This is a genomic window from Streptomyces sp. NPDC046335 (genome assembly GCF_055587985.1).
Genome location: NZ_JBVJFF010000002.1, coordinates 659,674 through 673,172 on the forward strand (window position 1 = coordinate 659,674; position 13,499 = coordinate 673,172).

Here is a 13,499-nt window from a genome sequence, read left to right on the forward strand (position 1 = left end):
CGAACTCACCCCTGGTGGCCGGGCCGTCACGGGGCGGCGGCGTCGATGGCCTTGACGATGCGCTTGTCCGAGACGGGGTACGCCGTGCCGAGGGCGTGCGCGAAGTAGCTGACGCGGAGCTCCTCGATCATCCAGCGGATGTCCAGGACCTCCCGTGGCACGGGCCTGCCCCGCGGCAACTGTTCGAGGAGCCACAGGTATTCGTCCCGCATCTCATGGACCTTCTCCATGCGGCTGGTGTCCCGCTGGACATTGGTCGGCATCTGCTGGAGCCGCCGGTCCGCGGCCACCATGTACCGCATCAGGTCCGGCAGCCTCCGCAGCCCCGTCTCCGTCACGAATCCCGGCTTGATGAGGGAGTTGAGCTGCTCCCGCACATCGGAGAGATTGGCGAGAAGCGTCGGGCTCTTCGTCGACTTCAGGCGCCGCTCGCACGCCTGCCAGGCGGCGAGGATCTCCTGGACCTGGCCGACCGCCCGTACGGTCGTGTCGACGATGTCGGCGCGCACCTTGTCGAAGAGCTTGCGGTAGGACTCCTCGTCCCAGACCGGCCCCCCGAAGTCCCCGATCAGCTTGTCCGCCGCGGCCATCGCGCAGTCGTCGAAGAGCGCCTGGATGGAACCGTGCGGATTGGCGGACAGGGCGATCTTCTGCAGGTTCGTCAGCTTGTCCGAGGCGAACTTGCCCGGATTGACCGGGATGTTCAGGAGGATGAGGCGCCGCATGCCGCGCCACATGGCCTGCTGCTGCTCCGCCTCGGTGTCGAAGAGGCGTACGGAGACGGTGTCGCCGTCGTCCACGAGCGCCGGGTAGGCCTTGACCGGCTGGCCGGCCCGCCGGGTCTCGAAGACCCGTGAGAGGGAGCCGATGCTCCAGTCCGTGAGCCCGGAGCGCTCGACCGCCGCGCCGCCGGAGCGCTCCGCCGTCGCGGCGGCCGCCTGGGACAGGGCCTTACGGGCCTTCGGCTTCAGGCGGAGCTTGAGCGCCTCCAGGTCCTTGTCCTCGGCGAGCTTCTTGCGCCGCTCGTCGGTGATCCGGAACGTCACCTTCAGGTGGTCGGGTACGCGCGTCAGGTCGAAGTCGCCGGGCGCGACCGGCACGCCCACCATCCGCTGGAGCTCCCGGGCGAGCGTGACGTGCAGCGGCTCCTGGAGGGGCACGGCGCGGTCGAGGAACGCCTTCGCGAAGTTCGGCGCCGGCACGTAGTTGCGGCGGATCGGCTTCGGCAGGGAGCGGATCAGCTCGATGACGACGTCCTCGCGCAGGCCGGGGATCTGCCAGTCGAAGCCCTCGTCCGTGACCTGGTTGAGGACCTGGAGCGGGATGTGGACGGTCACGCCGTCCGCGTCGGCGCCCGGCTCGAACTGGTACGTCACCCGGAACTTCAGCTCGCCCTGCCGCCACGCGTCGGGGTAGTCGTCCTTGGAGACGTCCCCCGCCTTCTCGTTGATCAGCATCGACCGCTCGAAGTCGAGCAGTTCGGGCTCCTCGCGCTGCTGCTTCTTCCACCAGGCGTCGAAGTGCGCCCCGGAGACGATGTCTTCGGGTACCCGCTGGTCGTAGAAGTCGAAGAGCGTCTCGTCGTCGACGAGGATGTCGCGGCGCCGGGCGCGGTGCTCCAGCTCCTCGACCTCGGTCAGGAGCCGGCGGTTCGCGGCGAAGAACTTGTGGTGCGTGCGCCAGTCGCCCTCGACCAGGGCGTTGCGGATGAACAGGTCGCGGGAGACCTCGGGGTCGATGCGGCCGTAGTTCACCTTGCGGTCGCTGACGATCGGGACGCCGTACAGCGTCACCTTCTCGACCGCCATGACCGCCGCCTGGTCCTTCTCCCAGTGCGGCTCGCTGTACGTGCGCTTCACGAGGTGCTCGGCGAGCGGCTCCACCCACTCCGGCTCGATGCGCGCGTTGACCCGCGCCCAGAGGCGGGACGTCTCGACGAGCTCGGCGGACATGATGAAGCGCGGGGGCTTCTTGAAGAGCGCCGAGCCGGGGAAGACGGCGAACTTCGCGTTGCGCGCGCCGATGTACTCGTTGCGCCCGCCGCGCTGCTTGGCGTCACCGTCCCTGGCGGGCTTGGCCTCCTTGGACTCCTTCACGTCCTTCATCCCGATGTGGGACAGCAGGCCCGCGAGGAGGGAGATGTGCACGTGCTGCTCGGGGGCGTCCTCCTCGTTGAGGTGGATGCCCATCTGCTTGGCGACCGTACGGAGCTGCGAGTAGATGTCCTGCCATTCGCGAATGCGCAGGAAGTTGAGGTACTCCGCCTTGCACATGCGGCGGAAGGACGACGAGCCGCGCTCCTTCTGCTGCTCGCGGATGTACCGCCACAGGTTGAGGAAGGCGAGGAAGTCGCTCGTCTCGTCCTTGAAGCGGGCGTGCTGCTGGTCGGCCTGTGCCTGCTTCTCGGCCGGGCGCTCGCGCGGGTCCTGGATGGAGAGCGCCGCCGCGATCACCATGACCTCGCGCACGCAGCCGTTCTTGTCGGCCTCCAGGACCATGCGGGCCAGGCGCGGGTCGACGGGGAGCTGGCTGAGTTTGCGCCCCTGCTGCGTGAGCCGCTTCTTCGGGTCCTTCTGCGTGGGGTCCAGCGCACCCAGCTCCTGGAGGAGCTGGACGCCGTCGCGGATGTTGCGGTGGTCCGGCGGGTCGAGGAAGGGGAACTTCTCGATGTCGCCAAGACCGGCCGCGGTCATCTGGAGGATGACGGAGGCGAGGTTCGTGCGGAGGATCTCCGCGTCCGTGAACTCCGGGCGCGAGAGGAAGTCGTCCTCGCTGTAGAGGCGGATGCAGACGCCGTCCGACGTACGCCCGCAGCGGCCCTTGCGCTGGTTGGCGCTGGCCTGGCTGATCGCCTCGATGGGCAGCCGCTGCACCTTCGTACGGTGGCTGTAGCGGGAGATGCGGGCCATGCCCGGGTCGATCACGTACTTGATGCCGGGGACGGTCAGGGAGGTCTCCGCGACGTTCGTCGCGAGGACGATCCGTCTGCCCGTGTGCTGCTGGAAGACGCGGTGCTGCTCGGCGTGCGAGAGCCGGGCGTAGAGGGGGAGGACCTCCGTGAACCGGTAGTTCTTCTTGTTCAGCGCGTCCGCCGTGTCGCGGATCTCGCGCTCCCCGGAGAGGAAGACGAGGATGTCGCCCTTCCCCTCGCGCTGGAGCTCCTCGACGGCGTCGGTGATCGCGGTGATCTGGTCGCGGTCGCTGTCGTCGGAGTCGTCTTCGAGGAGCGGGCGGTAGCGGACCTCCACCGGATACGTACGCCCGCTGACCTCGACGATCGGGGCGTCACCGAAGTGCCGCGAGAAACGCTCGGGGTCGATCGTCGCCGAGGTGATGACGACCTTCAGGTCCGGCCGCTTGGGCAGGAGCTGCGCCAGATAGCCGAGCAGGAAGTCGATGTTGAGCGAGCGCTCGTGGGCCTCGTCGATGATGATCGTGTCGTACGCGCGCAGCTCGCGGTCCGTCTGGATCTCGGCCAGCAGGATGCCGTCCGTCATCAGCTTGATGAACGTCCCGTCCGGATTCACCTGATCGGTGAAGCGGACCTTCCAGCCGACGGCCTCGCCCAGCGGCGTGTCCATCTCCTCGGCCACGCGCTCGGCGACCGTGCGCGCGGCGATGCGGCGCGGCTGCGTATGGCCGATCATGCCGCGCACGCCACGGCCGAGCTCCAGGCAGATCTTGGGGATCTGCGTGGTCTTGCCCGAGCCGGTCTCGCCCGCGACGATCACGACCTGGTGGTCGCGTATCGCCTCGGCGATGTCGTCCTTCTTCTGGCTGACCGGGAGCTGCTCGGGATACGTGATCGAGGGCACGCGGGAGCGGCGCTCGGCCATCCGGGCCTCGCCCTTCTCCACGTCCGCCGAGATCTCGGCGAGGACGGCGGCGCGAGCCTCGGGCTTACGGATCCGGCGCGCACCCTCCAGCCGCCGGCCGATCCGGTGCTCGTCGCGCAGCGAGAGCTCGGACAGACGGGGGGCGAGGGCGTCGAGGGTGAGGGCGGGCTGCGTAGACATACGGCCCCCAGGATCTCACCCGCCGCTCTGCGGTGGCGAACCGATTTCCCGCGGGGCGCGGCCCGGCCGTTACGATTCCGGGCATGCCGACCCGCGTACGCACGCTCCGGAGCCCCCTGGTGGTGCTGCTCCTCGCCGTGCTCGGGGTCGGCCTGGCCTGCGCGCCCGCGGTGGCGGCGCAGTCCGTGCGGCCGTCGCCGGCGCCGGCATCGGTGACCGCGGCTTCCACTCCTGCCTCCGCTTCCGCTTCTGTTTCCGATTCCGATTCCGGGCACGACGGGCCCGGCCAGGACCGGCGGCCCGGCTGTGGCCGGGGCGGGCAGCACGGCCTGGACGACCCCGCGCAGCCGCCGCGCCCCAGCACCTCGCACGAACTGCTGCCCGCTCTGCACGAGGCGCACGGCGGCAGCGGCTCCTGGGGCGGTGACCAGGCGGTTCTCGATCTGACTCCGGTGCGGGGGCCGCCCGAGCCGATACCGCTCTCCCCGTTCGACCTCTCGATCCTGCGCGTATAGGAGGCCCCTGATCCAGGGGCCCCTTCATCGACGTACACGGAACGAGAGAGCACAGCCATGCCCAAGAACGGCACCAAGCCCGGAAACGACAACAAGAAGAGCCGCAACATCGCCATCGGCGCGGGCGTCGCCGTCGCCGCGGTGCTGCTCGGCGTCGCCTCGTACACGGCGACCAAGCCCGACGACTCCTCCGGCAGCACCGTGACCGAGGAGGCCGCGGGCGCCGGGCCCTCCACCGAGGCGGACACGCAGGCCGGCGTCTACCCCGAGCTGGAGAAGCTCGCCAGGCGCGACGCCGGGGACCCGCTCGCGCAGGGGGACGCGGACGCACCCGTGGTGATGGTGGAGTACGCCGACTTCAAGTGCGGCTTCTGCGGGAAGTTCGCCCGCGACACCGAGCCCGCCCTCGTCAAGAAGTACGTCGACGAGGGCACCCTGCGCATCGAATGGCGCAACTTCCCCATCTTCGGCGAGGACTCCGAGCGCGCCGCGCGCGGCGCGTGGGCCGCGGGGCGCCAGGGCCGCTTCTGGCAGTTCCACCAGGCCGCGTACGCCAAGGGCAGCAAGGAGAAGGGCTTCGGGGACGACCGCCTGAAGGAACTCGCCGAGGAGGCGGGGATCAAGGACGTCGGCCGCTTCGCGAAGGACGCGGACAGCGCCGGGGCCAAGGCGGCCGTCAAGAAGGACCAGGAGGAGGCCTACGGCCTCGGGGCCACCTCCACGCCGTCGTTCGTGATCAACGGGCGGCCCGTCTCGGGCGCCCAGCCGGACCAGGTCTTCGCGCAGGCGATCGAGGCCGCCGCCAAGTCGGCGAAGACCTCGAAGTCCGGCGGGAAGAGCGCGGGCGGCTCGCGGTGACCGCCGACGTCGGGTACTTCGCCGCGTTCCTCGGCGGCCTGCTCGCCCTCGTCAGCCCGTGCAGCGCGCTGCTGCTGCCCGCCTTCTTCGCGTACTCGATCGACTCCACCTCCCGCCTCGTCGCGCGGACCGGCATCTTCTACGCGGGACTCGCGACGACCCTGGTGCCGCTCGGCGCGGCCGGGTCCGTCGCCGGGCGGTTCTTCTTCGGCCACCGCGACCAGCTCGTGCTCGCCGCCGGGTGGCTGATCATCGGGCTCGGTCTGCTCCAGATCCTCGGCATGGGCTTCGCCTCGCGGAAGATGGCGGAGCTCTCGGGGCGGATCAGGCCGACCACCGCGTTCTCGGTGTACGCGCTGGGGGCGGTCTACGGCCTCGCGGGCTTCTGCGCAGGGCCGATCCTCGGCAGCGTCCTGACGGTGGCGGCGGTCAGCGGCAGCCCGGTCTACGGAGGCCTGCTGCTCGCGGTCTACGCGCTCGGCATGGCCGTGCCGCTCTTCCTGCTGGCCCTGCTCTGGGACCGCTTCGACCTGGGGCGGCGCCGATGGCTGCGGGGGCGGACCTTCCGGCTCGGGCGGTTCGAACTGCACACGACCTCGCTGCTGTCCGGCCTCTTCTTCATCGGCCTCGGCGCGCTCTTCCTCGCGTACGACGGGACGACCGCCCTGCCCGGTCTCCTGGACGTGGACGACTCCTTCGCGGTGGAGCAGTGGGCGGGCGGCGTCGGCAGGGCCGTGCCCGACTCGGTGCTGCTCATCGGGGTCGTGGTGCTGGTGGCGGCGGTGCTCGCGGTGCGGGGGTGGGTGCGGGGGCGCTCCCGCGCCCGTTCGGCCGAGGCCGAGCAGGGGTGAGTCCGTTTTAGGTGGTTTAGCGTGGTTCGCATGTCGCACCCGGCGCCCGAGTCACCCCAGTCACCTGAGCCGTCACAGTCACCTGAGCCGTCACAGTCACCCGAGTCACTCCAGTCGTCTGAGTCCCAAACAACCGGCGAGCCACAGCCGCCCCACGACGGAAGCCGGCACGGCGCGCACGGGCGGGTTCCCACCCTCGGCGAGCGGTGGTCCTCGTTCAAGGAGTCACCGTTCCTGCCCGCGCTCGTGCTGGTCTTCATCCTGGCGGCCGCCGCCGGGCTCTTCGCGGGCTCGTACACGTACTCCATGGCCAAGCCGACGCCCCACCACGTACCCGTCGCGGTCGTCGGCGACCCGGAGTCCGCACAGGGCAAGGCCTTCCTCGGCGGCATGGAGAAGGCCCTGAACGCCTCGCTGGAGGTGAAGGAGTACGCCTCCTTCGCCGGGGCGAGGGGGGACGTGGACGAGCAGCGGGTGTTCGCGATCGTGGACGTCGGGCGAGGCGGCGCCGAAGGGGTGACGCTGAACCTCTCCGGGGCTTCGGGCGCCTCGGTCGCCCAGGTGCTCGCCGAGACCGCGCCGAAGGTGGGCGAGGAGGCCGGCGTCCCGGTCACGGTCAAGGACATCAAGCCGCTCCAGGAGGGCGACCCCCGGGGCCTCGCGATCTTCTACATCTCGCTGGCGGCGGTGATCATCGGCTTCGTGGGCGCGATCCAGCTCAGCGTCCACGCCCGGGGCCTGAACCCGGCGGAACGGATCGGCTTCACGGTGCTCTACGCGCTCCTCGGGGCGTTCGTCATCGCGGCGGTCGTGGACTGGTGGCTGGGCGCGCTGGACCTGCCGTTCGTGGAGTCGTGGCTGATCCTGGCGCTGACGCTGTTCACGTCGGGGATGGTCTTCACGATGTTCAACACCCTCTTCGGCCGGTGGGCGATGCTCCCGACCTGGGGCCTCATGGTGCTGCTCGGCAACCCGTCGTCCGGCGGAGCCGTCTCGTGGCCGCTGCTTCCCTCGGTGCTCGGGCACATCGGCCAGTGGCTGCCGCCGGGGGCCTCGGTCAACGCGCAGCACACGGCCGTCTACTTCGGCGGCCACCAGCACGCGTTCCCGTACCTGGTCCTCGGGGGCTGGGCGCTGCTCGCCTGCGCCGTCTTCTGGGTGTGGCGGCACCGGCATCCGGGTGGCAGGAACGGCGGACGCGCGCACGCCCCGGCGCACGCGGCGGAGTCGGGCGCCACGATCGCCTGAGCCTCTGACGCTCCTACGGACCTGCCGGTGATACGACCGGACGTACGACGAAGGCCCCGTCCACTGGACGGGGCCTTCGGTGAGAGTGGCTGGGGCCGGGATCGAACCGGCGACCTATCGCTTTTCAGGCGATCGCTCGTACCAACTGAGCTACCCAGCCACGCGATCCGCGTGGAATCGCAAGCGGTCCTGACGGGATTTGAACCCGCGGCCTCCACCTTGACAGGGTGGCGAGCACTCCAAACTGCTCCACAGGACCAAGCATTGTGCGAGCACTAGTCTCGCACAAGGTATTGCGTGCCCCCAACGGGATTCGAACCCGTGCTACCGCCTTGAAAGGGCGGCGTCCTGGGCCACTAGACGATGAGGGCTAAGGGCCCGCCTGGGCGCTTTGCAGCGCGTCGGGGACGTGAGAAGCATATGGGATGCGGGGAGCTATCGCCAAAACGGTTTAACCGGAGGGGCTCGGGGCGGTCGGCGACGGGGTGGCCCCGGGCTGGTTCTCCTTGGGCAGATGGCGGCTGACCTCCGCCTTCGTCAGGCCGAGACCGCCCAGCCTGATCTCGTCCCAGGCCTGTAGGCGCTTGCTCGTACGGTCCAGATAAAGCACGGACGCCTCGACCGGGTCGGGGTACTTGCCCTCGACCGCGCGCAGCCCGCTGCCGCCCGTCGACCCCTCGATACGCAGCCGCGTGCCCCCGTCCATGACCTCCATCTCCTGGTGGTGCAGATGGCCCGCGAGGACCAGCGGGACCTCGCCGTCCGTCTCGCGCGCCGCCTCGGGTTCGTGCGCGATGGCCACGTCCACCGGGGTGCCCGCCGCCCGCTCGGCGCGCAGGGCGGAGGCGAGCCGGATGCCGGCCAGGTGCTGGACGGAGCCGGACGTCTTCGCCGAGCGGTCGGGGGTGTACTGCGGGTCGCCGATCCCGGCGAAGCGCAGCCCCGCCACGGTCTCGGCCCGGCCGTCGTCGAGCACGTGGACGTTCTTGAGGCGCTCCAGGTAGCGCTGGGTGGTGCGCGAGTCGTGGTTGCCCCGGACCCAGACGTAGGGCGCGCCCAGGTCCTCGATCGGGTCGAGGAAGGCGTTCTCGGCGGCCGAGCCGTGGTCCATGGTGTCGCCGGAGTCGACGATGACGTCGATGTCGTACTGCTCGACGAGCGAGGCGATGATCTTCCAGCTCGCCGGGTTGAGGTGGATGTCGGAGACGTGCAGGACCCGCATCGTGGTCGGGTCCGGCCGGTAGGCGGGGAGCGTGGACGTGACGTCGTAGAGCTTGGTCACGTTGGTGACCAGACGCGCCAGCTCCTGCTGGTAGACGTCGAACTCGCTGACGATGCTGCGGGCGTTGCCCACCACCGAGGGGGCGCCGCTGAGCAGCCCGGAGAACTTCGGTTCGAGGACCGACTTGGGGTTCCAGGTGGCGTACGCGGCTCCGCCCGACGCCGCGAGGAGCGCCAGCGCGAGACCGCCGGCCGCGAGGGCGCGGCGCGGGCGGCGGTAGACGGCGAGGCCGAGCGCGGTGGCCCCCGAGACGACGGCGACGCAGGAGCGCGCGGCCAGGTCGAGCGTGCCGTGGCCGACGTCGCGCGCGACCTCGTCCTGGAGCCCGGCGAGCCGCTCGGGGTGGTTCACCAGGGCCTGGGAGCGGACCGGGTCGAGCTGGTCGACGTCCACGTCGAGCCGGATCGGCGCGGTGTGCGAGCGCAGTTCCAGGGCGCCGAGCGGTGAGACGTTGATCTTCGTGCCGCCGGACAGGGAGGGCCTCAGCGTCATGCGGGTGTCCATCGGGCCCACGGGCGCGCGCACGCTGCCGACGATCAGGAGGCCGAGCCAGGCGCCGAAGAGCACGACCGCGACCAGGCCGACGGCGGCCCTGACGGGGTGGCGGGCGGTGCCGTCGAGCGGGGCGGTGCCGTCGAGCGGGGCCGTGGCGGACGCGGGGCCGCCCATCCGTCGCACGCCCTGGAGAAAGACTCCGAAGTCGCGGGCCATTGGTCCCGTATGCCCATGTAAGGCCCCCGGTATGCCGGGACGCCGGTATGGCCGGGGCCCCGGGTAGCCGGGACGGGAGCGGCGGCGTGGCCGACAATGGGGGCGTGCTGGAGATGACGCGCGAAGAGTTCGAGGAACTGGTCGGCGAGGCTCTCGACCGGATTCCGCCGGAGCTGACACGGCTGATGGACAACGTGGCCGTCTTCGTCGAGGACGAGCCGCCATCCGACGACCCCGAACTGCTCGGGCTCTACGAAGGGACGCCGCTGACCGACCGCGGGGAGTGGTACGCCGGGGTGCTGCCGGACCGGATCACGATCTACCGGTGGCCGACGCTGCGGATGTGCGGATCGCGCGAGGAGGTCGTCGCCGAGACGGAGATCACCGTGGTGCACGAGGTGGCGCACCACTTCGGCATCGACGACGCCAGGCTGCACGCGCTCGGGTACGGGTGACGCCGGGTCCTCCCGCGTCCGTGTCCTCTTGCGTGTGACGGGAGTTGGGCAGGGCGTCCCGATTGTCAGCGCCTCAGGAGGTGCTCGGCCGTGCGCCATTTGTACGTTCCCGTCCGTTGGGCCGCGGTCGCGGTGGCCGTCGCGGCGACCGCGGGGTGCATGAGCGTCGGTGACGACGGCGGCGCCCCGCGGCCCGGGCGCTCCGCGGGGGGCCAAGGCGGCGAGGCCGCTCCCGGTGGCGCTCCCGTGATCCGCGGTGACGACGTCATGTCCGGTGGCGAGCGGAGCCAGGGCAAGGGCAAGGGCCGGGCGAAGGGCAAGGGCAAGAACGGCAAGGAGGGCAAGGGCGGCAAGGACGGTGACGCCGCGCGCGACGACGACGGCAAGGGCGCCGCCGAGCGCGGCGAGCGCCCCGGGGACTCCGCCACGCCCTCCGGCAAGCCGCCGAAGCCGGGCGGGCCGGGTCAGCCGGATCAGCCGCGGCCGAAGCCGACCCCGACGCGCACGACCCAGGAGCCCGAGCCGCCGAAGCCCGAGCCGACCCCGACGCCGGACCCCACCACTCCGGAGCCTTCCTCGTCGGCGCACGAGGGGTCGGGACCGGGGGCACAGCTCCAGCGGCGGAACGCGGAGATCGGCTGGCGCGAGCCGTCGCCGGCGGCGGGGCCGAAGTAGCGTGGCGGCCGTCGTCCGCGGCCCAGCCGAAGCAGCGCGGCAGCCGTCGGGTGAAGGTGGCCGTCGGGTGTTCACCTCCGGGGTGGGATTTGCGTATGCGCAGGTCGGAGGGGGTGTGACGGGGGTGGTTTGCCATCCAGGGGGTTAGGTGAGTATGGTGGTAGATCGTTTGATCCCATTTGCCCGGCGCCGACACAGAAGAGCGCCGCGTGGCGCGTACTCTCCCTTGCCGTGGCTGACCGCATAGAGGCGGTCCATTGCGAAATCACGGAGTTGACGGGCGCGTGCCGAAACTCCGGAAGGTTTCGCATTTCGTATGTCCATTTTCAGTTCTGACCAGGCCGTCCTGCCCGAGAACGAGACCGTCGAGAACGACGAGGCCGTAGTGGCCGTCGCCGAGACCGTCGTGTCCGAGACCGTCGAGTCCACCGAGACCGTCGAGTCCACCGAGTCTCAGGACGTCACCGAGGTCACCCCCGACGCCGGCGTGTCTGACGCCGACGTCTCCGAGGCCGTCGCCGCCGAGCCTGTCGCCGCCGCGGCCGTTGCCGCCGAGGCCGACGTCTCCGAGGCGGACGCCGACGACGCCGACGACGCCGAGCCCGGGCTCACCTTCGGCGACCTCGGTCTGCCCGAGGGCATCGTCCGCAAGCTCGCGCAGAACGGCGTCACCGCCCCCTTCCCGATCCAGGCCGCGACCATCCCGGACGCCCTGGCCGGCAAGGACATCCTCGGCCGTGGCCGCACCGGCTCCGGCAAGACCCTCTCCTTCGGTCTGCCGATGCTGGCGACCCTCGCCGCGGGCGGCCGCACCGAGAAGAAGAAGCCCCGCGGCGTCATCCTCACGCCGACGCGTGAGCTCGCGATGCAGGTCGCGGACGCCCTCCAGCCGTACGGCGACGTGCTCGGCCTGAAGATGAAGGTCGTCTGCGGCGGTACGTCGATGGGCAACCAGATCTACGCCCTGGAGCGCGGCGTCGACATCCTCGTCGCCACCCCGGGCCGTCTGCGCGACATCATCAGCCGCGGCGCCTGCTCGCTGGAGAACACCCAGATCGCCGTCCTCGACGAGGCCGACCAGATGTCCGACCTGGGCTTCCTGCCCGAGGTCACGGAGCTGCTCGACCAGGTTCCGTCCGACGGCCAGCGCATGCTGTTCTCGGCCACGATGGAGAACGAGATCTCCACGCTGGTCAAGCGCTACCTGACCAACCCGGTGACGCACGAGGTCGACAGCGCCCAGGGCAACGTCACGACCATGTCGCACCACATCCTGATCGTGAAGCCCCGCGACAAGGCTCCCGTCACGGCCGCCATCGCCGCGCGCAAGGGCCGCACGATCATCTTCGTCCGCACCCAGCTGGGCGCCGACCGCATCGCCGAGCAGCTCTGCGACTCCGGTGTGAAGGCCGACGCGCTGCACGGCGGCATGACGCAGGGTGCCCGCACCCGCGTCCTCGAGGACTTCAAGAAGGGCTACGTCAACGCGCTCGTCGCGACCGACGTCGCCGCCCGAGGCATCCACGTGGACGACATCGACCTGGTTCTGAACGTGGACCCGGCCGGTGACCACAAGGACTACCTGCACCGCTCCGGCCGTACCGCTCGCGCGGGCCGCTCCGGCACGGTCGTCTCCCTCTCGCTGCCGCACCAGCGCCGCCAGATCTTCCGGCTGATGGAGGACGCGGGCGTCGACGCCGGGCGTCACATCATCAACGGTGGCGGCACCTTCGACCCGGAGGTCGCCGAGATCACCGGCGCCCGGTCCATGACCGAGGTGCAGGCCGACTCCGCGGGCAACGCCGCGACCCAGGCCGAGCGTGAGGTCAAGGACCTCACCAAGGAGCTGGAGCGCGCCACGCGCCGCGCCACCGAGCTGCGCGAGGAGGCCGACCGCCTCACCGCGCGTGCCGCCCGTGAGCGCGGCGACGACCCGGACGCCGCGGTCGCCGAGGCCGCGGCCGCCGCCGAGGCCGCCCTCGAGGCCGCAGCCGCTGTCTCCGTCCCGGAGCAGCCCGCGGCCGTTCGCGAGGAGCGCCGTCCGCAGCGCGACGATCGCGGCAACTACGAGCGTGAGCGCCGTGACGACCGTGGTGGCCGTTCCTTCGAGCGTCGTGACGACCGCGGTGGCTCCGGCTCCCGTGGCGGCGACCGTCGCGAGGGTGGCGGCGGTTTCAACCGTGACCGCGGCAACGACCGTGGTGGCCGTTCCTTCGAGCGTCGTGACGACCGTGGCGGCTCCGGCTCCCGTGGCGGCGACCGTCCGTCGGGCGGCGGTTTCAACCGTGACCGCAACGACCGCGGTGGCTCCGGCTTCCGTCGTGACGATCGTCCCTCGGGCGGTTTCCGCGGCGGTGACCGTCCCTCGGGCGGCGACCGTCCGTCGGGCGGCGGGTTCAACCGTGACCGCAACGACCGCGGTGGCTCCGGCTTCCGTCGTGACGACCGTCCCTCGGGTGGCTTCCGCGGCGGTGACCGTCCCTCGGGCGGCGACCGTCGTGACGACAACCGCGGTGGTTCGAGCTTCCGTCGTGACGACCGTCCGTCGGGCGGCCACCGTGGCAGCGACCGTCCGTTCAACCGTGACCGCCGCGACGACCGCCCCTCCGGCGGCGCCCGCTCCGGTGGCCACGACCGCCCGGCGTTCAACCGCGACCGCTCCGGCACCGGCACCGGTTCCTTCGGCCGCCGTGACGACAAGCCGCGCTGGAAGCGCAACAGCTGATCGGTAGTCAGACCACATGGAGGGCCCGCACGGCGCACGCCCCCCTCGGGCCCCCCCTTTTGTTCCTGGGTGGCCCCCCACCGACCACTCGCTCCATCTTCATAAAAATGGAACCTTCCCCCACCGGGTGTTGGGTTTAGCTCCCCCCCCTTTCCCCCTCCAG

The 13,499-nt window shown here is 71.0% G+C and carries 9 protein-coding genes and 3 tRNA genes; 7 read left to right on the plus strand and 5 right to left on the minus strand.

The features are described from left to right. Positions 1–26: 26 nt before the first annotated feature. Positions 27–4,016, minus strand: a complete 3,990-nt coding sequence (hrpA, locus tag ACZ6JY_RS06835; RefSeq protein WP_469192932.1) for an ATP-dependent RNA helicase HrpA — start codon at positions 4,014–4,016, stop codon at positions 27–29. Between the two features lie 83 nt (positions 4,017–4,099). Here hrpA and ACZ6JY_RS06840 point away from each other — a divergent pair, with 83 nt between their 5' ends. The 4 genes from ACZ6JY_RS06840 to ACZ6JY_RS06855 all read left to right on the plus strand — a co-directional run bounded on the left by ACZ6JY_RS06840 (position 4,100) and on the right by ACZ6JY_RS06855 (position 7,488). Then, positions 4,100–4,531 carry a hypothetical protein gene (locus ACZ6JY_RS06840; protein WP_469192934.1) on the plus strand — a complete coding sequence of 144 codons (432 nt, stop codon included), beginning with the start codon at positions 4,100–4,102 and terminating at the stop codon, positions 4,529–4,531. A 57-nt stretch (positions 4,532–4,588) separates the two neighbouring features. After that, positions 4,589–5,389, plus strand: coding sequence for a DsbA family protein (locus ACZ6JY_RS06845; RefSeq protein WP_469192936.1), 801 nt, complete (start codon positions 4,589–4,591; stop codon positions 5,387–5,389). Continuing rightward, a complete protein-coding gene (locus tag ACZ6JY_RS06850; protein ID WP_469192938.1) occupies positions 5,386–6,240 on the plus strand; it encodes a cytochrome c biogenesis CcdA family protein in 855 nt (284 codons plus the stop codon). Before ACZ6JY_RS06845 ends, ACZ6JY_RS06850 begins: the two co-directional genes overlap by 4 nt. A 246-nt stretch (positions 6,241–6,486) precedes the next feature. After that, positions 6,487–7,488: an ABC-2 transporter permease gene (locus ACZ6JY_RS06855; protein WP_469192940.1), complete on the plus strand. Its 1,002-nt coding sequence runs from the start codon at positions 6,487–6,489 to the stop codon at positions 7,486–7,488. An 86-nt stretch (positions 7,489–7,574) separates the two neighbouring features. Here the strand turns inward: ACZ6JY_RS06855 and ACZ6JY_RS06860 are convergent. From ACZ6JY_RS06860 to ACZ6JY_RS06875, 4 genes are all read right to left on the minus strand, one after another. Next, positions 7,575–7,648: transfer RNA gene (locus ACZ6JY_RS06860), tRNA-Phe, on the minus strand. A 24-nt stretch (positions 7,649–7,672) separates the two neighbouring features. Beyond that, positions 7,673–7,747: transfer RNA gene (locus tag ACZ6JY_RS06865), tRNA-Asp, on the minus strand. A 39-nt stretch (positions 7,748–7,786) separates the two neighbouring features. Further along, positions 7,787–7,859: transfer RNA gene (locus ACZ6JY_RS06870), tRNA-Glu, on the minus strand. A gap of 80 nt (positions 7,860–7,939) precedes the next feature. Continuing rightward, a complete protein-coding gene (locus tag ACZ6JY_RS06875; protein WP_469192942.1) occupies positions 7,940–9,481 on the minus strand; it encodes a metallophosphoesterase family protein in 1,542 nt (513 codons plus the stop codon). Between the two features lie 104 nt (positions 9,482–9,585). Here ACZ6JY_RS06875 and ACZ6JY_RS06880 point away from each other — a divergent pair, with 104 nt between their 5' ends. The 3 genes from ACZ6JY_RS06880 to ACZ6JY_RS06890 all read left to right on the plus strand — a co-directional run bounded on the left by ACZ6JY_RS06880 (position 9,586) and on the right by ACZ6JY_RS06890 (position 13,336). Then, positions 9,586–9,936: a metallopeptidase family protein gene (locus tag ACZ6JY_RS06880; RefSeq protein ID WP_469193033.1), complete on the plus strand. Its 351-nt coding sequence runs from the start codon at positions 9,586–9,588 to the stop codon at positions 9,934–9,936. Positions 9,937–10,026: 90 nt separating this feature from the next. Next, on the plus strand, positions 10,027–10,611 hold the full coding sequence (locus tag ACZ6JY_RS06885; protein ID WP_469192944.1) for a hypothetical protein: 585 nt from the start codon (positions 10,027–10,029) through the stop codon (positions 10,609–10,611). Positions 10,612–10,927: 316 nt separating this feature from the next. Next, positions 10,928–13,336 (plus strand): DEAD/DEAH box helicase, encoded by a 2,409-nt coding sequence (locus ACZ6JY_RS06890; protein WP_469192946.1) that lies wholly within the window; start codon positions 10,928–10,930, stop codon positions 13,334–13,336. Positions 13,337–13,499 lie beyond the last annotated feature (163 nt).

What these genes read in the sequence shown, in the direction of transcription:
- hrpA (WP_469192932.1), bottom strand. Translation starts at nt 4,016, where the DNA reads ATGTCTACGCAGCCCGCCCTCACCCTCGACGCCCTCGCCCCCCGTCTG.
- ACZ6JY_RS06840 (WP_469192934.1), top strand. Translation starts at nt 4,100, where the DNA reads ATGCCGACCCGCGTACGCACGCTCCGGAGCCCCCTGGTGGTGCTGCTC.
- ACZ6JY_RS06845 (WP_469192936.1), top strand. Translation starts at nt 4,589, where the DNA reads ATGCCCAAGAACGGCACCAAGCCCGGAAACGACAACAAGAAGAGCCGC.
- ACZ6JY_RS06875 (WP_469192942.1), bottom strand. Translation starts at nt 9,481, where the DNA reads ATGGCCCGCGACTTCGGAGTCTTTCTCCAGGGCGTGCGACGGATGGGC.
- ACZ6JY_RS06890 (WP_469192946.1), top strand. Translation starts at nt 10,928, where the DNA reads ATGTCCATTTTCAGTTCTGACCAGGCCGTCCTGCCCGAGAACGAGACC.